The organism is Amycolatopsis sp. MEPSY49, assembly GCF_051337345.1.
Classification (GTDB): Bacteria; Actinomycetota; Actinomycetes; order Mycobacteriales; family Pseudonocardiaceae; genus Amycolatopsis.
In genome coordinates, this window is record NZ_JBDLYJ010000001.1 from 1503831 (window position 1) to 1525132 (window position 21302).

Genomic DNA, 21302 nt, shown 5'->3' on the forward strand with positions numbered 1-21302 from the left:
CGCCCCGCCGATCCCGGTCAGGCCGGGGTGATGATGTACGCGATGCCGCCCGGGCCGCTCGCCACGGACCCGTCCGCGCGGTACCGCTTGGTCCGCTGCCAGATCTTTTCGAACTGGTCGCGCTGGTACACGTTGCGCACGCGGTCGTTGCTGCTCGACGCCGGGTCGTTCGCGATCACGTCGCCGTCCTTCGTGAAGCCGACGACCACCATGATGTGCCCGGCCGTCCCGTACCCCGCGCCGTCCAGCTCCGACGCCAGGAACGACTGGGACGTGATCACCGGGATGCCCCGCGCGATGTAGTTCTCCAGCTCGTTCAGCGAGTGCAGCCGCGTGATGTGGCCGCGCAGGCCACGCGAAGCCGCGTACGCCGTGTTGAACGGCCAGTTGCCCGTGCCGTCGTACGCGTGGTCGTACGTGTAGCGCGCCGCGAACGCCACCGACGGGTCGACGTAGTCCGCCGGGATCCAGGACATCTCCGCCGCCGACGGCTTCTTGCCCCAGTACTCGGCCACCATCTCGGTCGACGTCGGGCTGCACCAGGCTTCGCCGCCCCCGCCGTACTGCGGGAACTGTCCCTTGTGGAGGTTCTGCGCGTACGCCGGCACCTTCAGCTCGATCCCGGTGGCGCGGCCCGGCTTCGTCGTCCGGACGTCGAAGCGGTCCGGCACCGCCGACGTCATCGCGCCCAGCGACGTCACCGACGGCGTCGCGTGCGACCCGGCTTCGCGGTAGAGGTTGACCCGCAGCTGGTACGACTTCAGCGTCACGCCGGTCTTCATGACGAGCGTGTCGACGTCGACCGCCGCGTTCGCGTCGTCCTGGCCGTCGACGCTGGTGCGCAGGATGTCGGCGTCGCCGCTGGCCCAGCGGCCCATCACGTACCACGCGGTTTCGACGCCCGTCGACGTCCGGCCGCGTGCCTCGACCTGCAGCCAGGTCTTCGCCGGCGTCTGCGCGTTCCAGGACGCGACCAGCTGGGTCGCGCCGAAGCCCTCGCGGTACTCCGGTGACGTCCACTGGCCGTACTCGTACGTTCTCGTCGTGCCCAGCTCCGGTTCGGTGTGCTCCACCGTGCCGGCCGGGCGCGTGATGCGCAGGCCGTCGCGGGTCAGCGCGAGCCCCGCGAAGCCGCCCTCGTGGAAGCGCCCGCCGTTCCATTCGTGGTAGTCGATCGCCTCGTCGTCGTGGGGCCGGGCGGGCGCGGCCTCGGCGACTTGCGCGGTTACAGCTGTTAACACGACTACCGACAATAAGGTGAACAACTTGCGTACGCGCATCCCGGCTCCCTGATAGACCCACCCAGTAGCCAGGGATTTTCGCCGCTCCGGCCGGGTCTGTAAACAGGTACCTAGAGGACGGCCTGGGTCTGTGTCACTTTCGCGACCAACTTGCCGTCGTCGTCGTGGATCTCCGTCTCCACCACGACGAACTTGCGCCCGGCGTGCAGTGGTCTGGACGACGCAACGGCGTAGCCCGAACGCACCGCGCGCAGGAAGTTCGTCTTCGACTCGACGGTCGTCGTCCCGTGGCCGCCCTCGGGCAGGTTGAGGAACGCGCACACGGCGCCGGTCGAGTCGGCCAGCGCCATGAGCGCGCCCCCGTGCAGCGCGCCGCCGAGCGTGCAAAGGCTTTCGTCCCACTTCAGCCGGCTGCGGACGAGCTCGCGCCCGTGCTCCAGGACTTCGACGCCGAGGCGTTCGGAGAACGGCATGGAACGGTGGAAGAGCTGGGTGCCCTCGGGATCGGTCATGCCCCGCAGCCTGCCCGAAGACCGGCCGCGGGGCGATTACCTCCGGGGTAACGCGCTCAGCTCAGCGGGTTGACGAGCAGCAGCTCCGTGTTGTGGTCCGCGGGGTTCCCGACGCGGCCGAGGTCGGTGTGGATGTCGTTGTACGACAGCTCGCGGTACAGCGACGCAAGCGCTTGCGGCGTCCGGGATCCGTAGTCCACGGCGTACGGCGCTTCGGCCTCGATCAACGTCGTGAACAGCGACAACGTGCCGTCCGCGTTGTCCGCGACCTCGACGATCCGCGCGTGCTGCGGGAAGTCGATGTGCGACGCCGTGTTGATCTCCCAGAAGCCCTGCTGCGGCGTGTTCCCGGCGTGCGGCGTGATCTTGTTGAGGTGCGTGTGGCCGTTGACCCACGCCAGCACGTTCGGGAACCGCTTGAGCAGCGCCACGAACGCGTCCCCGTTCAGGCGCGGGTCGAGCAGGTGGCGCGAGTCCGGCAGCAGGTTGGTCATCGTGCCGCTCGTGTGGTGGCTGAACAGCAGGAACAGCTCGTCGGTGACGCTGTGGGTGACCTTGCGGCCGAAGAAGTCGTAGTACGTCGAGCTGCCCCGCTTCAGCGTCGCCTCGACCCAGTTGTACTGCGCGAGGCCGATCGAGCCGTCGGCGAACCCGGCGTCGGTCGTCGTGTCGAGGCTGATCCCGGTGATGCCCGGCGCGATCCGGAACGTGTAGTAGACGTTCTTGCCGTCGGCGTTGGCGCTGCCGAAGCCGTGCCCGACCGGGCCGGGGCCGGTGTTGGCCGAGTCGAGGTGCGCGCGGACGAACTCGCCGGTGTCGAACGGGCGGCGCCGCGCGTCCGGCGTCACCTCGCGGATCGTGCCCGAGCCGCCGAACAGCTCGGAAACCGGGACGCTCGAGCCGTTGTTGATGGCGTCGGCGAGCTTCTTCGCGGTGGTCTCGTCCTTGCCGATGACCTTGTACCGGCCGGTGTACCAGGCGTCGATGCCGGGGATCTGCGCCGGCAGCGAGCCGACGATGCTGTCGTCGTGGTTGCCGAACGTGCAGAACCACGGGACGTCGAGGCCGGGCGCGGTGAACGTCTTCATGCCCGCTTCCAGCAGGCCGGGGAGCTGCGGGAAGCCCTTGGCGGAGTAGTCGTCGCCGACGCCGGGGATCGAGGGGTTCCAGTACTCGTCGTTGCCCGAGCTCTGGACGCCCTCATAGGCGTTCGGGTCGCCGGAGTTCGGCGTGACGCTGCCGCCGTTGAGGACCTTGAGGAACCAGTCGAGCTCGATCAGCTCGTGGTTGTCGGTGTTGTCGCCGGTGGTGACCATGAGGTCGAACGGCCGCCCGGTGAACGGGCCCTGCCGCACGCTGTTGACGCGCTCGACGAGCGCGCTGGTGGCGACGGTGCCGAGCGCCTCCTGCGGCCGGTGCGCGGAGCCGATGAACGGGTGCAGGTACTCGAAGCGCGCGGGGCTCTCGGTGTCGGTGATGTGCAGGTCGGTGAACTGCACGAACGCGCTGAGCGCGCGGCGCCGGTCGTCGCGCCCGGCCTTCGGCGTGGCGAGGTCGCCGCGGACGACGAGCGGCCAGCCGGGCCCGCCCTGCAGCCGGGTGTAGGCCGGACCGGCGGTGACGGCGGTGGCGACCTGCTCGAGCGTGGTGCCCGACGTGGTGACCGAGCGCGTGCTCGTGAGCCGCAGCGCGCGGTCGAGGGCGTTCGCGGTGGGTGTGCACAGCAGCAGTCCGAGACCGGCGGCGCTCGCGGTGGTGACGGCGCGCCGGGTGAGTTCGGCCATGGTTGTTCGCTCCCCAGTCTTCTCGGTTGCCCAGCACCGTGCCGGACGTGGGTGGACGCGGGGTGAACGTGAAAAACATTCACCGTGACAGTTCAATCCACCCTGTCACAGGCTTCGGGGTGGGGTGTACCGCCGAAGGTCGTGGTCATTTCCGCCGCTGGGCGAGCCCGTCGAGGATGACTTCGGTGCCGAGCGCGAAGAGGTCGTCGGCGGTGAGCCGGGCGAACCCGAGGGCGCGAGCGTTCGGGTAGTCCTTCAGGCTCTTTTGGAAGGCTTTCGCGGCTTCGGGGTCTGGCTTCCGCGGCTGCTCGACCGACGCGAGGACGTGCGCGGTGAGCAGCCGGGCGACGCCCGCGGTGTCTTCGGGGGTGAAGCCGGCTTCCAGCAGGATCCGGGCGGTCCGGTCGATGTGGGCGAGCCGGTTCGGGCCGGGCGGGCGCTCCCGCAGCAGTGTCGCGGCGTCGCGGTGCTTCAGCACGATCGCGCGGAACTGGCGGAGGCCCTGCTCGAGCTGGCGACGCCAGTCCTGTGTCTCGTCGATGACGAACGCGTCTTCGCAGACGGCTTCGGCGAGGAGGTCGAGCAGCTGGGCCTTGTCCTTGACGTGCCAGTAGAGCGTCGGCGAGCCGGCCCCGAGCCGCGCGGCGAGCCGGCGGGTGCTCAGCTCAGCCAGGCCGACCTCGTCGAGGAGGGCGCGAGCGGCGTCGGTGATCTGGCGGCGATCTGACGGGATGCGCTGGTGGATCGCGGGGTGCTCGCTGGTCTTCGCGATCGGCACGGCACTGCAGAACTTCGTGGTGATCGAGGCCGAGCTGGTGGCGCGGGCGTGTTCGCGATCCCGCCGCCGGTGTGGCAGGCGACGTTCGACCTCTACGGCTGGGTGCGGCTGCTGCCGTCGGTGGTGACCGACGGCGGTGCGCTCGTGCTGACGGTGGTGCTGGTCAGCAGGCGATTCCGCACGCGGTCCCGGCGGCGGCGAACAGACCGAAGAAGAACAGCATCACGATCAGCGCCGGGATGACCGCGACGATCCCGCAGACCAGGCCGGCGATGCCCATGCCCTTGCCGGTGTAGCCCGGCCGGTCCGCCTGCATCATCCCGCCCCACGACAGGCCGATCGCCAGGAACCCGAGGACGAGGTCGACGAACGGGATCCAGAACGTCACCAGGGCGATGATGCCGACGACCATGCCGGCCACCGCCATGCCGCTGGTGATCATCGGCTGGTACGCGGCTCCGTACATCGGCTGTGGCCCGTAGGCCGGGTACGGCTGGGTCACGTACGGCTGGACCGCGTACTGCGGCGCCGAAGGCGGGTACACCGGCTCGGCCGGCGCAGGGAACTGCTGATCCGGCTGGTAAGGGTCGTAATTGGTCACAGTGCACCCACTTCTGTCCGTCCCCAGCGAAGTCGCCCGGACGGTCACGCACGTTACTCAGCCCGTCAGGCCCGATTCCGTCACCCCACGGACCAGGTAGCGCTGCAGGAACGCGAACAGCAGCACGATCGGGAGGATCGACACCGCCGCCGCGAGGAACAGCAGGTTGAGCTGGGGGTTCTGCGACGTCAGCAAACCGGACAGTGCCACTTGGACGGTCCACGAGTCCGGCGACTGGGCGATGATCAACGGCCACAGGAACGCGTTCCAGCTGCCGATCACCGTGATCACGGCGATCGCCGCGAAGAACCCCTTCGAGTTCGGGACCACGATCCGCCAGAACACGCCCCACCGGCTGAGCCCGTCGACCCGGCCGGCCTCCTCCAGTTCGCGCGGGAAGTCCAGGAAGTACTGCCGGAAGAGGAACACGCTGAACGCGCTGAACAGCCCGGGGATCACCAGCCCGCGGAAGTCCGACAGCCAGCCCAGCGACGAGACCACCACGAAGCTGGGCACGAACGTCACCGACGTCGGGATCATCAGCGTCGCCAGCACCGCGTAGAACACGAACCGCGAGTGCCGGTACGGGATCCGGGCCAGGCCGTACCCCGCGAGGGAACAGATCACCAGCAGGCCGAGGGTCTGCAGGGCCGCCACGATCGCCGAGTTCAGCAAGCTGCGCGCGAAGGGAACGTCCGAAAGCGAGAACAGCTTCGAGAAGTTCTCCCAGTGCACTGTGGACGGGAAGAGCGTCCACTCGGGAGCCGTGATCTCCGCCCGCGACGCCAGGCCGTTGCGCACCAGCAGGTAGAACGGCAGCAGGAAGAGCACCGCCGCGACGACGAGCGCGGTCCAGCGCACGACCGCCTTCATGACACCCGTCCGAAGCGGAACACCCGGCCCTGCAGCACCGTCACGAGTGCGATGATCAGCGCCAGGATCACCGCGCCCGCGCTGCCGCGGCCCAGGTCCTGGCCGCCCGAACCCAGCGACGTGTAGTACAGGTACACCAGCGGTGGCCGCGCGAACGGCGGGTAGCCCCGCGAATCGCCCATGATGTTGTAGAACTCGTCGAACGCCTGGTACGCGTTGATCAGGTTCAGCAGGAGCACCGCCACCGCCGTCGCGCGCAGCTGCGGGAGCGTGATGTACCGGAACACCTGCCAGCCCGGCTTCGCGCCGTCGAGCCAGGCCGCTTCGTAGAGGTGCCGCGGGATCCGTTGCAGCGCCGCGATGAACAGGATCATGTAGAACCCGAGCTGCAGCCACAGCCGCGCCGTCACCAGGACGATCCAGTACAGCGGCGGGTCCACCGTCCCCGTCCAGGCCACCGGATCGGCGCCGAAGATCGACAGCACCGTGTTCGCCAGTCCATATCTGACACCCGAGAACAACGACGTCTTCCAGATCAGCGACGCCACGACGTACGAGCACGCGAACGGCAGGAAGAACACCGACCGGAAGAACGCCCGCGCGAACCGCAGCCGGTTGACGCCGAGGGCGAGCGCCAGCGACAGCGCGAACGTCAGCGGCACGATGAACACCGCGAACACGCTGAACGTCCCCAGGCTCGACAGGAACGGCTCGTCGGTCAGCATGTGCCCGTAGTTGTCCAGCCCGACGAACTCGGTCGGTGTCACCGTGTTGCGCGCGTCGAAGAAGGACAGGTACGCGCTCCAGCCGATCGGGAGGTACGCGAAGATCGCCAGCCCCAGCAGGAAGGGCCCGACGAACAGCCAGAACGCGCGGGCGTCGCGCCGTTTCATCCGAACAGGCGCTTGAGCTCGGACTTCGCGACCTCGACCGCCGTCTTGGTCTGCGCGACCGGGTCCGCGCCCTCCTTCGCGATCTTCGCGACCGCGTCGGACAGCGCCGTGTTCGACTGCTGGGTCCACACCGGACCGCCGACGAGGTGGCCGTTCTCCCGGACGAACCGTGCCGCGTCGGCGGCCGGCCCCGTCGCGAGGCTGTTCGCCTGGCCCACCAGGCTCTGGCGCGCGGGGACGTGGAAGCCGAACTTCGTCGCGAACTCCAGCTGGTCGTCGGTCTTGTCGATCCACAGCCACTTCACGAACGCCTTGGCCTCGGCGACGTGCGCGCTCTTGGCGTTGACCATCGCGCCGTACGCGCCGACCGGCACCGAGGGCGCGCCCGTGCCGTCGAGCCGGGGGAACGGCAGGACGCCGAAGTCGTCGTCGAACGCCTGCCGGATCTTCGGCACGTTCCACAGCCCGGTCCACTGCATCGCGGCGAGCCCGTCGACGAACGCGCCGGGGTCCGACCAGTCCGCCGGCGCGCCGAGCAGCAGGGACCCGTTGGCGTTCAACGTGTGCAGCTTCGCCAGCGCGGTCGCCGCGCGCGGGTCGTCGAAGCCGACTTCCCGGTTGCCGTTCTTGAGGTAGTCGAGGCCCGCCGACCACAGCAGCGGCCCGGTGAGGACGCCGACGCCGCCGTCGTTGCCGGCGAAGAAGCCCTTGACGCCGTCCTTCGTCAGCTTCGCGGCCGCGTCGATCAGCTCGTCGACCGTCTGCGGCGGCTGGACGCCGGCGGCCTGCAGCAGGCTCTTGCGGTAAAAGAGCACCTGCGTGTCGACGGCCTGCGGGATGCCGTAGACCTTGCCCTCGACGGTCTGCGCGGCGAGCACGGCCGGGCTGAAGTCGTTCCGGACCGGCGCGATGACGTCGTCGAGCGACACGACCTGGTTCTGCCGCACCCAGTCGATCTTGACCTGCGCCTCGAAGACGTCCGGGACGGCGCTGTTCTGCAGCGCGGTGACGATCTTCGAGTCGTAGTCGCCGGGGTTCCACTGGACGTTGACGCTCGCGCCCGGGTAGCTCGCGGCGTACCGCTTGACGGCTTCCTGGACGCCGTCCTCACCGTACGCGTGGTACCACTGCTGGAGCGTGACCTTGGGTGCGTCGGACGGCGGCGGGCCCGCCGAGTACGCCGTCGAGGGCGGCGGGGTCCCCTGCCGTCCCGTGTTCGATCCGCAGGCCGCGGTCAGCGCTCCGACACCCGCGAGCGCGAGGAAACTCCGCCTGTTGTGCATCCCCAGAACCCCTCCGACGTGCTCCGAAGGCCACCATGAGGGGTCAGGCTCCCTCATGGTGGCCCGCGGAGGCATGAAGACTCGCCGGAGATTTACCCGTTAGAGCTGGGCGATGTCGAGCTTTCCCTCGGAGTAGGACGCGCGGATGCGCTTCTTGTCGAACTTGCCGACGCTCGTCTTGGGCACTTCGTCCACGAACGTCCAGTTCTCCGGCAGCTGCCACTTCGCGACCTTGTCGGACAGGAAGTCCCGCAGCTCCTCGGGCGTGGCCGTCTGGCCCTCCTTGAGCACGACGGCGACCAGTGGCCGCTCGTCCCACTTCTCGTCGGGGATGCCGACGACCGCGGCCTCGGCCACCGCCGGGTGGCCCATCACCTGGTTCTCCAGATCGACCGAGGAGATCCACTCGCCGCCGGACTTGATGACGTCCTTGGCGCGGTCGGTCAGCGTCAGGTAGCCGTCGGCGCTGATCTTGCCGACGTCGCCGGTGCGCAGCCAGCCGTCGTGGAACTTGTCCGGGTCGACCTGCGAGCCGCCGTAGTAGGAGCCCGCGATCCACGGGCCCTGGACCTCGAGCTCGCCGACGGCGTCGTTGTCCCAGGGCAGCACCGCGCCGTCGTCGTCGATCAGCCGGGCCCGCACCGACGCCGGGAAGCGGCCCTGCGTGTAGCGGTACTTCCACGCGTCCTCGCCGGTCGCGGACGCCGGCGGGCGGGCGACGCTGCCCAGCGGCGACGTCTCGGTCATGCCCCAGGCGTGCAGGATCGACACCTTGTGCTTCTCCTGGAACGCGTGCATCAGCGACGGCGGCACCGCCGACCCGCCGACGACGACTTCGCGCAGGTGGGAGATGTCCTGCGGGTTCGCCTCGAGGTGGGCGAGCAGGCCCTGCCAGACGGTCGGGACCGCGCCGGCGAACGTCGGCTTCTCGGCGGCCAGCATCGCCGCGATCGGCGCCGGCTGGAGGAAGCGGTCCGGCATCAGCAGCGACGCGCCGACCATCAGCGCCGCGTACGGCAGGCCCCACGCCATCGCGTGGAACATCGGCACGATGGCCAGCGCCTTGTCGCTCTGCGCGAGGTTCATGCTGTCGCTCATGCAGACCTGCATCGAGTGCAGCCAGATCGAGCGGTGTGAATAGGCGACGCCCTTGGGGTCACCCGTCGTGCCCGAGGTGTAACACATCGCCGCGGCGGAGCGCTCGTCCACGTCCGGCCAGTCGAAGGTGTCCGGCTGGTCGGCCAGCAGCGCGTCGTAGGCGTGCACCTGGACGCCGTCGGGTGCTTGAAGGGCCGCCGCGTCGCCGTTGGCCACGATGACGTGCCGGACGGTCTTGAACTCCGGCAGCTGCTTCGCCAGCAGCGGGACCAGCGTGCCGTCGACGATGACGACCTGGTCCTCGGCGTGGTTGGCGACGAAGGTCAGCTGCTCGGGGAACAGCCGGATGTTCAGGGTGTGCAGCACGGCGCCCATCGCCGGGACGGCCAGGTAGGCGGCCATGTGCTCGGCGTTGTTCCACATGAACGTGCCGACACGCTGGTCGCCCGTCACGCCGAGGCTCCGGAGCGCGTTCGCGAGGCGGGCGGCGTTGCGGCCGAGGTCGCCGTAGGTCTCGCGACGGGCTTCTGAACCGGTCCAGGTGATGACTTCGCTCGCCGAGTGCACCGACGTGCCGTGGCGGAGCAGGTTCGCCAGCGACAGCTGGCCGTCCTGCATGGTGCTCAACATGGTCGCTCCCGGGGGTCGTTCGCCGGTGGACTGGGGTTGCGCCGACTCTAGTGCGGATCGGGTGAAGCGGGCATGGTCAACAACGGCTCCGTTCGGTCACGGTCGTCGCGCGATCGGGCGACGACCGGACGATGATCAAGATCATCAATTTTTACGCTTTTCCTTATAGGCGAGGAAATGCGCGCCGTAACGGAAGCTTCACTTCCGGGTGAGTCTGGCCACTCCGGCCGCTTCTTGGGAGCGTTTCCGCAGGCCGGAGCGGGTTGCCCGGTATCACCTCCGGGGGTAATAAGTGCGTGTCGGTTGCACGGCCACGAAGCCGGTGGCGTTTACTGGGGCCGTGGCAAGAGACGGCTGAGCAGCGCTTGCAGGAGCAAGCACTCAGAAAAGCTGTCGGCCGCGAAAGCGGAGACCTGAGAGGAAAGGACACTACGTTGGCTCTGCCTACGTTGACTCCGGAGCAGCGCGCCGAGGCCCTGGCCAAGGCCGCCGAGGCTCGCAAGGCGCGTTCGGAGCTGCTCGCGTCGATCAAGTCCGGCAAGGAGAGCATCGAAAAGGTGCTCAAGCAGGCCAAGGAGAACAAGACCATCGGGAAGACGAAGGTCACCCAGCTGCTGAAGGCCGTCCCCGGCCTCGGCGCGGTGAAGGTCGCCGCCCTGCTCGAGCAGGCCGGCATCGACCCGGACCGGCGCGCCGCCGGCCTGGGCGAGCGCCAGCGCGAGGCGCTCATCGACGCGCTCAAGTAGCTCGTCGTCAGGAGCTCCCGCGAGGGGAGTGTCGCTCGTGACACTCCCCTCGCGGATCTCCCGAAGCCTGGGACGCTGGTCTTGTGAGTTCTCCTGACCCGGCGACCCCGGCACTCGACCTCGCCGCCCGCTACCAGCGAGGCGACTTCCTCTTCACGACGGCCCAGCGCGCACTCCTGGCGCAGGGCGTGCTCCGGACCGTCACGGACACGGACCCGCGGCAGCTCGCCGCGGCGATACCCGGCGTCCTGGCCTCGACCGGAGCCCCGCTGGCCGTGGGTGTGCTCCCGTTCGACACCGGACCCGACACGAAGGTGCCGGGCCACTTGGTCGTGCCCCGGACCGTCCACCGCGCCGAGGGCGCGCCTTCGCTCGCGCGTGAGGTCCTGCCGGCGCCCGTGCGGGTGCGTGCGGTGCCCTCGCCGACGCAGCACATGGCTTCCGTCCAGGCCGCCGTTCTCGCATTGGGCGAGCGTGACCTGCGGAAAGCCGTCCTGGCCCGCGCGCTGGACCTCGAGTTCTCTTCGCCGGTGCCGGCCGAGCGCGTCGTGCGCAACCTGGCGGCCGGCAACCCCCGGCACTTCACGTACGCGGCCGAGCTGCCCGGCGGCCGCACGCTGGTCGGCGCCACGCCCGAGCTGCTGCTGCGCCGGACGGGGCGCACGGTGTTCTCGTCGCCGCACGCGGGCTCGATGCCCCGCTCGGCCGACCCGGCGACCGACCGCGCGAACGGCGAGGCGCTGCGGACGTCGCGCAAGGACCAGCTGGAGCACGCGGTGGTGATCGACTACCTGGTCGAGGCCCTGCGGCCGTTCTGCCGGACCCTCGAAGTCCCGGCCGAGCCGGAGCTGGTGACGACCCCGGCGATCTGGCACCTGCGCACGCCGATCACGGGCGAGCTGGCCGACCCGGACGTCACGGCGCTGGACCTGGCGGCGGCCCTCCACCCGACCCCGGCGATCTGCGGCACCCCGACCGAGGGCGCGCGCGAGCTGGTCCAGGAGCTGGAGCCGTTCGACCGCGACTACTACGCGGGAGCGGTCGGCTGGGTGGACGCGGCAGGCGACGGCGAGTGGGCGGTGGCGATCCGCTGCGCGGAGATCGCGTCGACGTCGATGAGGCTGTACGCGGGCGGCGGCATCGTGGCGGCGTCCGAGCCGCAGGTGGAGCTGGACGAGACGACGGCGAAGTTCCGCACGCTGCTGGTGGCGATGGGCCTGGAGGACAGCGTCTAGGGGGCCCAGAGTTCCTCGGTCACGGACAGCTCGTCGGTGGTCAGGACGGCGATGGCCGCCCGGTAGCCGTCCGCGGCCTTCAGGTCCACCAACCGCGTGCGGGCCGGGTCGAGTGCCGCCTCGCCGGAGGACACCAGCCTCGCCGGCTCGTCGAAGCGGGAGAACGTGATGCTCTTCAGCGGGATGCGCAGGCCCTTGCCGGTGGCCTTCATCACCGCTTCCTTGCGCGTCCAGTAGACGAAGAACGCGTTCGCCTTCTCCGCGTCGGTCAGGCCGGTCAGGTGGGCCGCCTCGGCCGGGCTCAGCGCGTACTCGATCAGGCCGTCGTCGGCCTTCCGGGTCGCCGTCTCGACGTCCAGGCCCACCGGGACCGACGGGGTCGCCGCGACGCCGATCAGGTCGCCCGAGTGGGAGATCGACAGCGTCAGGTCCGCGCCCGGGACGTGCGGCCGGCCGTGCTGCTTGCCGCAGTCTTCGCAGGTCGCGTCGAACTTCACCGAGTCCACCGGGACCCCGAGCCACTCGGCGGCGACCGTCTTGGCCAGCACGCGGCCGGTGAGGAAGCGGCGCTTGTCGGCGTCCTGCCGGTACGCCTCGAAGCGGCCTTGCTCGACGTCGTCCAGCAGGCGCAGGAAGCGCTCTTCGGCGGGCAGCGGGGACGACCAGCGGACCACGATCTCCATCACGCCCCCGATCCTCCCGGGCGCCGGAGCGGTTGTCACGAATTCGGGGAGAGGTCTGGGGTAATCACGTCGCCAGGAGGTACCCTGGACTAAGCAAGCGCTTAGCCAGTGTCGGAGGAGCAGCTCACCCATGGATTTCTCTCTCAGCACCGAAGAACGGGAAGTGCGCGACTGGGTCCGCACGTTCGTCCAGCGGGAGCTGATCCCGCTCGAGCAGGAAGTCCTGCGGCGTGAGCGCGCGCACCAGCCCGGCCTGACCGGCGAAGAGCTCAAGGACCTCCAGCTCAAGGCGAAGGAGTCCGGCTTCTGGGGCGTGCTGACCCCGGAGGAGTACGGCGGCATGGGCCTGTCCGCCGTGATGGCCGCGCTGCTGGAGGCCGAGCTCGGCCGGACCTTCGTGCCGTTCCGCTTCGGCGGCGCCGCGGACAACATCCTGTTCCACGCCAACGAAGAGCAGAAGCAGACCTACCTGCTGCCGACCATCTCGGGCGAGCGCAAGTCGTGCTTCGCGATCACCGAGCCGGGTGCCGGGTCGGACGCCAAGGCCATCCGGACCACCGCCCGCAAGGACGGCACCGACTGGATCATCAACGGCGAGAAGACCTTCATCACCGGTGGCAACGAAGCCGACTTCACCATGGTCTTCGCGATCACCGACCCGGAGAAGGGCGCGAACGGCGGCGTCACGTGCTTCCTCGTCGACCGCGAGGCCGGCTGGAAGTCCGAGTACATCGACACCATGGGCGAGTGGGGCCCGGCGTCGCTGATCTTCCAGGACGTCCGCGTCCCGGAGACGCAGATCCTCGGCGAGGAGGGTCGCGGCTTCGAGCTCGCCATGCAGTGGATCGGCCAGGGCCGCTACCTCCTGCCGGCGCGCGCGATCGGTTCGTGCGAGCGGCTGATCACGATGGCCATCGAGCACGCCAACACGCGCGAGACGTTCGGGCAGAAGATCGCCGAACGCCAGGCCATCCAGTGGATGATCGCCGACTCCGGGGTCGAGCTCGAGGCGCTGCGGTGGCTGGTGCTCAACGCCGCCTGGCAGGTCGACCAGGGCCTCGACTCGCGGCACGCGCAGTCGATGGCGAAGCTGTACGGCGGCCAGAAGGCCAACGAAATCGTCGACCGCGTCCTGCAGATCCACGGCGGCATGGGCTACACGCGGGAGCTGCCGGTCGAGCGGTGGTACCGCGAGCTGCGGCTGCTGCGCATCTACGAAGGCACCGACGAGATCCAGCGCCGCACGATCGCCCGCAACCTGCTCAAGGGGCACGTCAAGGTGGGCGGGGCGCTCTGACCCCAGAACGCGTGAAGCCGTCAAGGCCGCCCTCTCCGGCGGCCTTGACGGCTGTTCGGCTGCGTACTGCTTACTGCTTGTTGCGAATGGCGATCGGGACGCCCGCGAGGTCCTCTTCGTTGCACAGGAGCTTCACGTCGTAGTACGGCGAACCCTGGCGGTCGTCGTAGTCGAGGTGGATGGCGAGGACGTCGAGCGGCTCGCCGAGCCACTCCTGCGCCTGCCGTAGCCATGCGGAGCACCGTTCCAGGGCGGTGGGGAGATCGTCATCGCGGAACTCGACGGGGCGATAGGGGACATCCTGCACCTGATCGCGGGGGTGTGCCGGCGCCGGGAGGCCCGGCGCGAGACCCGAGTCGTCCAGTTCCAGTTGGATCGTTTCCTCAGTCACCCTTCGAGCGTCCCCCACGCACGCCGTCTGGGCAAGGCGTACACAGGTAAAAGCGCCGCTAAACGGACATGCCCCACTCTTTCGCGACGATTTCGCGGCAGCGTCGCAAGTCGGCTACACCCGGCGGGGACGGGCAGCCCAGCGCCCGCGAGACCAGCTCCGCGTAGTGCTCCGCGAGCTGGTCCAGCGCCAGCGGCCCGCGCGGGGAATACCACCGGGCGACCCCGCTGCACATCTCCAGCAGCGCGAGCCGGGTCACCGCCGGGTGTTCGGTGTGGAAGACCCCGGCCGCGACGCCTTCTTCGATCGCCGCCGCCCACAGGTTCTCGTACGCGTCCCGCAACGCCACCACCGGCTCGCGCGCGGCCGGGGACAGCACGTCGACTTCGTTGTCCACCACCCGGGTTTCCGCCGGGCCGACCGCGTGCGCGAGCACGTGCAACGCGACCAGCGTGCGCAGCCGCTGCACCGGATCCGGGCTGCCGGCCGTGGCCTCGCGGGCGGCGTCCAGCAGGCGGTTCAGCGCCGTGTGCATGATCTCCGCGAGCAGATCCTCCTTGGTGCCCATGTAGTGGTACAGGCTCGCCGACGAGAGTTCGGCCTCCTGCGCCAGATCCCGGATGCCCGTGCCGTGGAAACCCTTGGTGGCGAACAGCTTCACCGCCGCCGCGCGGACGCGCTCCCGGCTGGTCACAGCCATGCTGCCGCCTTCGCGTCCCATGACCCGGCGCGCGGGTCGGCCACCTTCCGCAGCTCTCCCTTGGCGACGCGCTCCGACGGCGTCATCGGCAGCTCGTCGGCGAACGCCCAGAATCGTGGAACTTTGAAGTACGCCAGCTTTTCCGAGCAGAACTCGACCAGCGCGGCCGGTTCCGGACGCTCGCCGTCGCAGACGACGTACGCCTTGATCTCCTCGCCGCGCAGCTCGTCGGGCACCGCGACGACGGCGGCCAGCTTCACCGAGGGATGCAGCAGCAGTGCGCGTTCGACCTCGTCGGCGGAGACGTTCTCGCCGCTGCGGCGGATCATGTCCTTGGTGCGGCCGACGTAGTAGACGCGGCCGGCGTCGTCCATCCGCGCGAGGTCGCCGGTGTGGAACCAGCCGTTCTCGAACGCCTTCGCCGTCGCGGCCGGGTCGTCGTGGTAGCCGTGCATCAGGCCGATCCCGCGGATCAGCAGCTCGCCGGTTTCCCCGCGCGGCAGCGGCTTCCCGTCGCCGCCGGCGATCATCGCCTCGCGGTCGCGGCTCGGCCGTCCGATGCAGCCGGTGCCGACGGTCTCGTCGTGGTCGGCGGCGGTCATCCGGATGTCGCCGCCGGTTTCGGTCATCCCGAACGCCTCGTACCACGGCACGCCCCAGCGCCGTTCGAGCTCGGCGTGCAGCTCGTGCGGGATCGCGGACGCGCAGATCGCGCGCACCCGGTGGTCGCGGTCGGCTTCGGACGGTTCCTGTCGCAGCAGCAGCGTCGGCATCAGGCCGAGGCAGTAGAACCAGGTGACGCCGTGCTCGCGGACCTTCGCCCAGAACGTGCTGGGGTGGAAGCGGTCCAGCACGACGAGGGTGGCGCCGGCGGCGAGTCCCAACGCGACGTTCCACTGTGGATCGATGTAGTGGAACGGCTGCGCGGTCAGCATGACGTCGTCCTCGCCGACGGCGGGGAAGTCGGTCGCCAGGCTCACCGCGAGGGTCGTCCAGTAGCGGTTCGGCAGGACGCAGCCCTTGGGCGCGCCGGTCGTGCCGGACGTGTACTGGATGTTGACCGGCGTCTCCGGCACCGCGGTAAAGGCGGCACTTTCACGTGAAAGTGCGGGCCCCAGGTGGGCACTTTCACGTGAAAGTGCGTCCGGGGTGACGACCTCGGCCGCGCCGATGCGGTTGAGAAGGTCGGTGAACTCCGCGGCCGCGACGACCAGTTTCGCGCCCGAGTGCCGCAGGACGTGGGCGCCGTCGAACTCCTGGTAGTTCGTGTTGACCGGCACCAGCTGCGCGCCGATCTTCGCCAGCGCCAGCCAGGTCAGCGGGAATTCGGGCTGGTTGCGCAGCATCACCGCGACCCGGTCGCCGGGGCCGATGCCGCGTTCGGCCAGCGCCGCGGCGATCGCGGAACTGCGCCGGTCGACGTCGGCGAAGGTGAAGCGCTCCCCGATCTCGTCGAAGATCCACGCGGTGCGCTCCGGCCACAGTTGCGCGGCCCGCGTGACGAGCTGGGCGAGCGTCCCGATCTCGGCGAGCGGGGTCACGTCCGGCTCCGGAAAGCTTCCGTCGACGCGGCGACCGCGGCCGAGTGCTCGGTGATCAGGGCGTGGCTGACCTCGAGTTCGAGGGCCGGTTCGACGTCCGTGCTCGCGTCGAGAACGCGCTTGGCCATCGCCGCGGCCGCGGGCGGGTGCTCGGCGATCCGCTTGGCCCAGCTCAGCGCCTCGGCCTGCAGCTGGTCGGCGGGAACGGCGGCGTTGACCATGCCCAGCTCGGCGGCCTTCCGGCCGTCGAAGCGCTCGCCGAGCAGCAGCAGCTCCTTCGCCTTCAGCGGGCCGACGAGCAGCGGCAGCAGCCGTGACGCCGCACCGGTGACGCTCAGGCCCAGCGAGACCTCGGGGAACGCGAAGACGGCGTCCTCCGCGGCCAGGATCAGGTCGCAGCCGAGCGCGAACTCCGCGCCGGCGCCGATCGCGTAGCCGTGCACCGCCGCGATCACCGGCTGGCGCAGCCCGCGCAGCCGACGCGTGACGTCCTGGAGCCGGTCCAGCCGCGTCCGCGAATCACCCGCGGGGGTGGGTTCCTTGAGGTCGTGGCCGGCACAGAAGGCCCGTCCGTTCCCGGACAGGACGACGACCCGGGCGTCGCTGCGGGCGGCCGCCTCGAGGGCGGCGAGGAAGTCGTCGACCAGCACGGCGGCGACCGCGTTCAGCCGCTCGGGCCGGTTCAGCCGGATGTGCGCGATGCCGTCCTCGACGGCGAAGTCCACGGTGGGCATGAGGGCGATGCTAGACGTTCGATCGATCGATCGATAGCTTTGAAGGGCACAGCGGCGCGAAGCGCCTCCGTTGAGGGTGGTGGTGGGGAGGAAGGCGGAGCTATGCGGGTCGATGCGGTCTACGAGAACGCCACGGTGTGGACGGGCGCGGGTGTGACAAGCGCGCTCGCCGTCCTGCACGGCCGGGTGGTCGCGCTCGGCGACGACGCCATTTCGCTCTCGGCGCGTTCGCGGGTCGACCTCGCCGGCGGCTTCGTCGTGCCCGGCTTCCACGACGCGCACAACCACATGGCGTGGTTCGGGATGGGCCTCGACGACGTCCCGCTCAGCGACTGCCGCAGCGTCGAGGAGGTCTACGACGCCGTCGCCGCGCGCGCCGCGTCGCTGCCGCGCGGGAGCTGGGTGGTCGGCAGCGGGTACGACCAGAACAAGCTCGCCGGCGGGCACCCCGACCGGCACGGCCTCGACCGCGCGGCGCCGGGGATGCTCGTGCGGCTCAAGCACACGTCCGGGCACATGACCGTGGTCAACACGGCCGTGCTCGACCAGCTCGACCTGGCGCACGTGCCGGTCGGCGGCGACGTCGTGCCGGACGTCGACGGCTCGCCGACCGGGCTGCTGCGCGAGCAGGCCCAGCTGCTGCTGCGGCCGCTGACGTACCCGACGCCCGTCGAGCGGGTCGTGCGCGGGCTCGAGCGCGCCTCCGAGCGGTACCTCTCGGAGGGCATCACCAGCGTCCAGGAGGCCGGGATCGGCGGCGGCCTGGTCGGCGAGACCCCCGCCGAACTGGCCGCCTACCAGCAGGCGCGCGACCGCGGCGTGCTGCGCGTGCGCAGCACGGTGATGGTCGCCGCGAGCGTCCTCCACGACCTGCCCGACGACGCCGGCTTCGGCCTCGACCTCGGCCTGCGCACCGGCCTCGGCGACGAGTGGCTGCGCGTCGGCCCGATGAAGTTGTTCGCCGACGGCTCCCTGGTCGGGCGCACCTGCGCGATGCACGAGCCCTTCGACGGCGAGCCCGATAACCGCGGCTACTTCCAGGTGCCCGAGGACGAGCTGGCCCGCACGATCCGCCGCGCCCACGAGGCGGGCTGGCAGATCGCGACGCACGCGATCGGCGACCGCGCGATCACCGTCGTCCTCGACGCCTACGAAGCCGCGTTGGCCGCTTCGCCGCGCGCGGACCACCGGCACCGCATCGAGCACTGCGCGGTGCTCCAGCCCGCGGAGCTGTCCCGGCTCGCGTCGCTCGGCATCATCCCGTCGCCGCAGGGGCGGTTCGTCAACGAGCTCGGCGACGGCATGCGCGCCGCGCTGGGCGAGGCGCGCGTCCCGTGGTGCTACCGGTTGCGAAGCGTCCTCGACGCGGGTTGCGTGCTTCCCGCGTCCTCGGACCGGCCCGTCGTGAACGGCGCGCCGCTGCTCGCGCTGGCCGACATGGTGCGTCGGCGCACGGCGTCAGGCGCCCCCTTCGCACCCGAAGAGGCGTTGACGCCGGAGCAGGCGTTGCGCGCGTACACGTACGGCTCGGCGTACGCGACCTTCGCCGAGCGTGACCTGGGCACGCTCGAACCCGGGAAGCTCGCCGACTTCGCCGTGCTGTCCGGTTCGCCCCTGGACGAGTCCGCTTTGGACGCGCTCGCTTTTGGGGGACTCAGCGTGCAAGGCACCGCCGTCGGCGGCGAACTGCGTTATCAAGCGTGATGGCTCACTTCCTTCCCACGAACTCGAGTGCTTCTTCCGCCAGCGCGGACCAGGGCTGCGCCGATCCCGTGTCCAGCGCCAGCCATTCCTTCATCGGGGTGCCCTTGTTGGCGTCGAAGCGCACCCCGTGCCCACCTTCGACCAGCTCGTCCACCCGGGCTCCGGGCAGCTTGAGCACGAGCTGCCCGCGGACGAACATCGCGAAGATCCGGCCGTGCGCGCGCAACGCCGTGCGCCCGAACCCGCCGGTCGTGCCGGGTGGCGTGATGCCCGGGCGTCCGGTGAACTCGTCGACCAGGTCCTCGAACTTCTCCTCCGGCGACATCGACCACCTCCGAGCCCGACAGTAACGACCACCACCGACAAAAACGGGAGGCGAGATGCCCGTCCGCGACGCCGTCTTCGAAGACGTCGACGAAATCTGCGCGCTCATCGAGGAGCACGCCGTCTACGAGGACAACCACGACCTGAAGCTCGACCGCGCCGAGATGAGCGGTCACCTCTTCGGGCCCGATCCGAAGGCGTGGGTGCTGATCGCGACCCCGCCCGGCGAGCCCGGCACGGTCGCCGGCTTCGCTTTCTGCAGCTGGAACTTCTCCACGTGGGAGGCCCGGCCGGGGATCTGGCTCGACGACCTGTTCGTCCGGCCGGCGCACCGCCGCTTCGGGCTCGGCAGCGAGCTGCTCGACGAGCTGCGCAACCGCACGAGCGGCCGCGTCGAGTGGGACATGCAGGCGGGCAACGAGAAAGGCGAGGCGTTCTACGCCCAGCTCGGCGCGGAGCCGGTCCCGGGCTGGATCCGCTACCGCTGGCGGCCGTGAGCTTTCACGAGAAAGTACGTAGCACCGTAAAGTATGCGGCATGGGAGATGGTTCGGTCCGGAGGTCCTCGTCGGTCGAGGACTACGTCCGGGTGATCTACGGCCTGGTCGAGCGGGGTGAGGCGGTCACGAACACGTCGCTCGCCGGCCGGCTGGAGGTCAGCCCGTCCTCGGCGTCGGGGATGGTCACCAAGCTGTCCCAGCTCGGGCTGGTCACCCACGTGCCGTACCGCGGGATCGAGCTGACCGCCGACGGCCGCCTCCTGGCGCGCTCGGTGCTGCGGCGGCACCGGCTGATCGAGACGTACCTGGTGTCCGAACTCGGCTACACGTGGGACGAGGTCCACGCGGAGGCCGACGCGCTGGAGCACGCGGTGTCGGACCGCCTGGTCGAGCGCATCGCGGCGAAGCTGGGCAACCCGGTCCGCGACCCGCACGGCGACCCGATCCCGGCACCGGACGGCAGCGTCGAGGAGCTCGCGGTCCGCATCCTCGACGACCTCGAGCCGGGCGCGGTGGGCGAGATCGTCCGGGTGTGGGACACGGACCCGGAACTGCTGCGGTACCTGACGGAACACGCGATCAACCTGGGCGAACGCATCGAGGTCGTGGAGCGCCAGCCGTTCGGGGGACCGATGGTGGTGAAGGTGGGCTCGCCGCCGGATGCCGCTACCCACGCCATCGGCAAGGAGATCGCGCAGGCCCTGTCCGTCACCCTGCGCTGAGCCCGAGGGCCCCAAGGCCACATTGGTTGCGTCACACGCACCGAAGGCCGCCTTGGGTGCGTCTGACGCACCGAAGGCCACATTGGGGCGCTTCGGACGTCCGGCGGCGTACGCGCGAATGACGTCGTGAAGCGGATGTGGTGACGGGCCCGCCGCCGCGACCATTGGCCCATGAAACCCTTCCGCTTCGGCATCGTCGCCGGGTTCGCGCCCGATCTGACCGCCTGGACCACCCAGGCCAAGCGCGTCGAGGACCTCGGCTACGACACCCTCCTCGCCACCGATCCCGTCGGCACCGCCGATCCCTTCGTCCTGCTCGGGGCCGCCGCCGCGGTCACCAGCGACCTCCGGCTCGGGACCTTCGTGCTCGCCGATCCCTTCCGGGACGCCCGGGCCCTCCGCTGGCAGGTCCAGACCCTGCACCAGCAGACCGGCGGTCGCTTCGAACTCGGGCTCGGGGTCGGGCGGCCCGGTGCCGAAGCGCACGCCGAAAGCCTCGGGCGGGAGTTCGGCGGACCGGGTGAGCGCATCACGCGGATGGCGGAGACCATCGCGGTCCTCAAGGAAACCGGGGACCGGCCGCGGCTGGTGCTCGCCGGCGGTGGGCCGAAAATGCTGGCGCTCGCCGCGCAAGAAGCCGACACCCTCACCTTCACCTGGCCGCCGAAAACCACCGAAGCCGACGCCGAGTCCATTGTGGATCGATTCCGTAAGCTGGCTGAAGAACGGCTGCCGGACATCGAGCTCGGGCTGAACCTCATGGCCGTCGGGGACGCGTCCTCGCCCGGAATCGCGCGGTGGGCCGGGGTCGACGTCCCGGAACTCGCCGCCGCCGGGGCCGTCACCGTGCTGCCCGCTGATCCAGGTCAAGCGGCGGAAAGGCTTCTCGGCTGGCGGGAGCGGTGGGGGATTTCCTACGTGACGATCAACTCGGGCTACGCGGAACCGTTCGCCGCGATCGCCGCGCGGGTGCGGCTCGCAGGTGGGTGAGGGCCCTTCCGATCTTGCGAAGCTGGGCCTACGCTCCAATTTT

Annotated in this window: 22 protein-coding genes; 7 read left to right on the forward strand and 15 right to left on the reverse strand. The window is 70.1% G+C overall.

The features are described 5' to 3' along the window. Positions 1-17 precede the first annotated feature (17 nt). The 9 genes from ABFJ78_RS07520 to ABFJ78_RS07560 all read right to left on the reverse strand — a co-directional run bounded on the left by ABFJ78_RS07520 (position 18) and on the right by ABFJ78_RS07560 (position 9693). Positions 18-1280 (reverse strand): peptidase C39 family protein, encoded by a 1263-nt coding sequence (locus tag ABFJ78_RS07520; protein WP_436385062.1) that lies wholly within the window; start codon positions 1278-1280, stop codon positions 18-20. A gap of 71 nt (positions 1281-1351) precedes the next feature. Further along, entirely contained in the window at positions 1352-1753 is a 402-nt protein-coding gene (locus tag ABFJ78_RS07525; RefSeq protein WP_436385063.1) for a PaaI family thioesterase, read from the reverse strand. A 56-nt stretch (positions 1754-1809) separates the two neighbouring features. Continuing rightward, entirely contained in the window at positions 1810-3537 is a 1728-nt protein-coding gene (locus tag ABFJ78_RS07530) for a TIGR03767 family metallophosphoesterase (RefSeq protein ID WP_436385065.1), read from the reverse strand. 145 nt (positions 3538-3682) lie between these two features. Then, a complete protein-coding gene (locus tag ABFJ78_RS07535) occupies positions 3683-4315 on the reverse strand; it encodes a TetR/AcrR family transcriptional regulator C-terminal domain-containing protein (RefSeq protein WP_436385066.1) in 633 nt (210 codons plus the stop codon). Between the two features lie 163 nt (positions 4316-4478). Next, complete coding sequence (locus tag ABFJ78_RS07540; RefSeq protein ID WP_436385067.1) at positions 4479-4916, reverse strand: DUF4190 domain-containing protein; 438 nt, start codon at positions 4914-4916, stop codon at positions 4479-4481. Between the two features lie 57 nt (positions 4917-4973). After that, complete coding sequence (locus ABFJ78_RS07545) at positions 4974-5789, reverse strand: carbohydrate ABC transporter permease (RefSeq protein WP_436385069.1); 816 nt, start codon at positions 5787-5789, stop codon at positions 4974-4976. Next, complete coding sequence (locus ABFJ78_RS07550) at positions 5786-6682, reverse strand: carbohydrate ABC transporter permease (RefSeq protein WP_436385070.1); 897 nt, start codon at positions 6680-6682, stop codon at positions 5786-5788. Before ABFJ78_RS07550 ends, ABFJ78_RS07545 begins: the two co-directional genes overlap by 4 nt. Beyond that, a complete protein-coding gene (locus tag ABFJ78_RS07555) occupies positions 6679-7965 on the reverse strand; it encodes an ABC transporter substrate-binding protein (protein WP_436385071.1) in 1287 nt (428 codons plus the stop codon). The genes ABFJ78_RS07550 and ABFJ78_RS07555 overlap by 4 nt, the downstream gene beginning before the upstream one ends. A gap of 99 nt (positions 7966-8064) precedes the next feature. Then, complete coding sequence (locus ABFJ78_RS07560; protein WP_436385072.1) at positions 8065-9693, reverse strand: long-chain fatty acid--CoA ligase; 1629 nt, start codon at positions 9691-9693, stop codon at positions 8065-8067. Positions 9694-10127: 434 nt separating this feature from the next. Between ABFJ78_RS07560 and mihF the strand changes: the two genes are divergently transcribed. Further along, positions 10128-10439: an integration host factor, actinobacterial type gene (mihF, locus tag ABFJ78_RS07565; protein ID WP_051767699.1), complete on the forward strand. Its 312-nt coding sequence runs from the start codon at positions 10128-10130 to the stop codon at positions 10437-10439. Between the two features lie 83 nt (positions 10440-10522). Continuing rightward, positions 10523-11674: an isochorismate synthase gene (locus tag ABFJ78_RS07570; protein ID WP_436385074.1), complete on the forward strand. Its 1152-nt coding sequence runs from the start codon at positions 10523-10525 to the stop codon at positions 11672-11674. Here the strand turns inward: ABFJ78_RS07570 and ABFJ78_RS07575 are convergent. Continuing rightward, positions 11671-12357, reverse strand: coding sequence for a 4'-phosphopantetheinyl transferase family protein (locus ABFJ78_RS07575; RefSeq protein WP_436385413.1), 687 nt, complete (start codon positions 12355-12357; stop codon positions 11671-11673). The two genes, ABFJ78_RS07570 and ABFJ78_RS07575, sit on opposite strands and share 4 nt — an antisense overlap. 130 nt (positions 12358-12487) lie before the next feature. Here ABFJ78_RS07575 and ABFJ78_RS07580 point away from each other — a divergent pair, with 130 nt between their 5' ends. Beyond that, entirely contained in the window at positions 12488-13654 is a 1167-nt protein-coding gene (locus ABFJ78_RS07580) for an acyl-CoA dehydrogenase family protein (protein WP_436385075.1), read from the forward strand. Positions 13655-13724: 70 nt separating this feature from the next. Here ABFJ78_RS07580 and ABFJ78_RS07585 read toward each other — a convergent pair whose 3' ends face one another. The 4 genes from ABFJ78_RS07585 to ABFJ78_RS07600 are packed head-to-tail and all read right to left on the reverse strand — an operon-like array spanning position 13725 to position 17020. Continuing rightward, positions 13725-14045 carry a hypothetical protein gene (locus ABFJ78_RS07585; RefSeq protein WP_086680390.1) on the reverse strand — a complete coding sequence of 107 codons (321 nt, stop codon included), beginning with the start codon at positions 14043-14045 and terminating at the stop codon, positions 13725-13727. 58 nt (positions 14046-14103) lie between these two features. Next, on the reverse strand, positions 14104-14739 hold the full coding sequence (locus ABFJ78_RS07590; protein WP_436385414.1) for a TetR/AcrR family transcriptional regulator: 636 nt from the start codon (positions 14737-14739) through the stop codon (positions 14104-14106). Beyond that, entirely contained in the window at positions 14736-16286 is a 1551-nt protein-coding gene (locus ABFJ78_RS07595) for an ATP-dependent acyl-CoA ligase (protein WP_436385076.1), read from the reverse strand. The genes ABFJ78_RS07590 and ABFJ78_RS07595 overlap by 4 nt, the downstream gene beginning before the upstream one ends. Further along, entirely contained in the window at positions 16283-17020 is a 738-nt protein-coding gene (locus ABFJ78_RS07600; protein ID WP_436385078.1) for an enoyl-CoA hydratase/isomerase family protein, read from the reverse strand. The genes ABFJ78_RS07595 and ABFJ78_RS07600 overlap by 4 nt, the downstream gene beginning before the upstream one ends. A 102-nt stretch (positions 17021-17122) precedes the next feature. Here ABFJ78_RS07600 and ABFJ78_RS07605 point away from each other — a divergent pair, with 102 nt between their 5' ends. Next, on the forward strand, positions 17123-18724 hold the full coding sequence (locus ABFJ78_RS07605) for an amidohydrolase (RefSeq protein WP_436385079.1): 1602 nt from the start codon (positions 17123-17125) through the stop codon (positions 18722-18724). A 4-nt stretch (positions 18725-18728) separates the two neighbouring features. On the opposite strand, the gene ABFJ78_RS07610 is transcribed toward ABFJ78_RS07605, so the two are convergent. Further along, positions 18729-19049: a hypothetical protein gene (locus ABFJ78_RS07610; RefSeq protein ID WP_436385081.1), complete on the reverse strand. Its 321-nt coding sequence runs from the start codon at positions 19047-19049 to the stop codon at positions 18729-18731. Between the two features lie 55 nt (positions 19050-19104). On the opposite strand from ABFJ78_RS07610, the gene ABFJ78_RS07615 reads away from it, so the two are divergent. The 3 genes from ABFJ78_RS07615 (at position 19105) to ABFJ78_RS07625 (ending at position 21259) form a co-directional block, all read left to right on the forward strand. Further along, positions 19105-19545 carry a GNAT family N-acetyltransferase gene (locus ABFJ78_RS07615; RefSeq protein WP_372670380.1) on the forward strand — a complete coding sequence of 147 codons (441 nt, stop codon included), beginning with the start codon at positions 19105-19107 and terminating at the stop codon, positions 19543-19545. A gap of 40 nt (positions 19546-19585) precedes the next feature. Further along, positions 19586-20269, forward strand: coding sequence for a metal-dependent transcriptional regulator (locus ABFJ78_RS07620; protein ID WP_257920794.1), 684 nt, complete (start codon positions 19586-19588; stop codon positions 20267-20269). Positions 20270-20440: 171 nt separating this feature from the next. Further along, on the forward strand, positions 20441-21259 hold the full coding sequence (locus ABFJ78_RS07625; RefSeq protein WP_436385082.1) for an LLM class flavin-dependent oxidoreductase: 819 nt from the start codon (positions 20441-20443) through the stop codon (positions 21257-21259). The last annotated feature ends 43 nt before the right edge of the window (positions 21260-21302 follow it).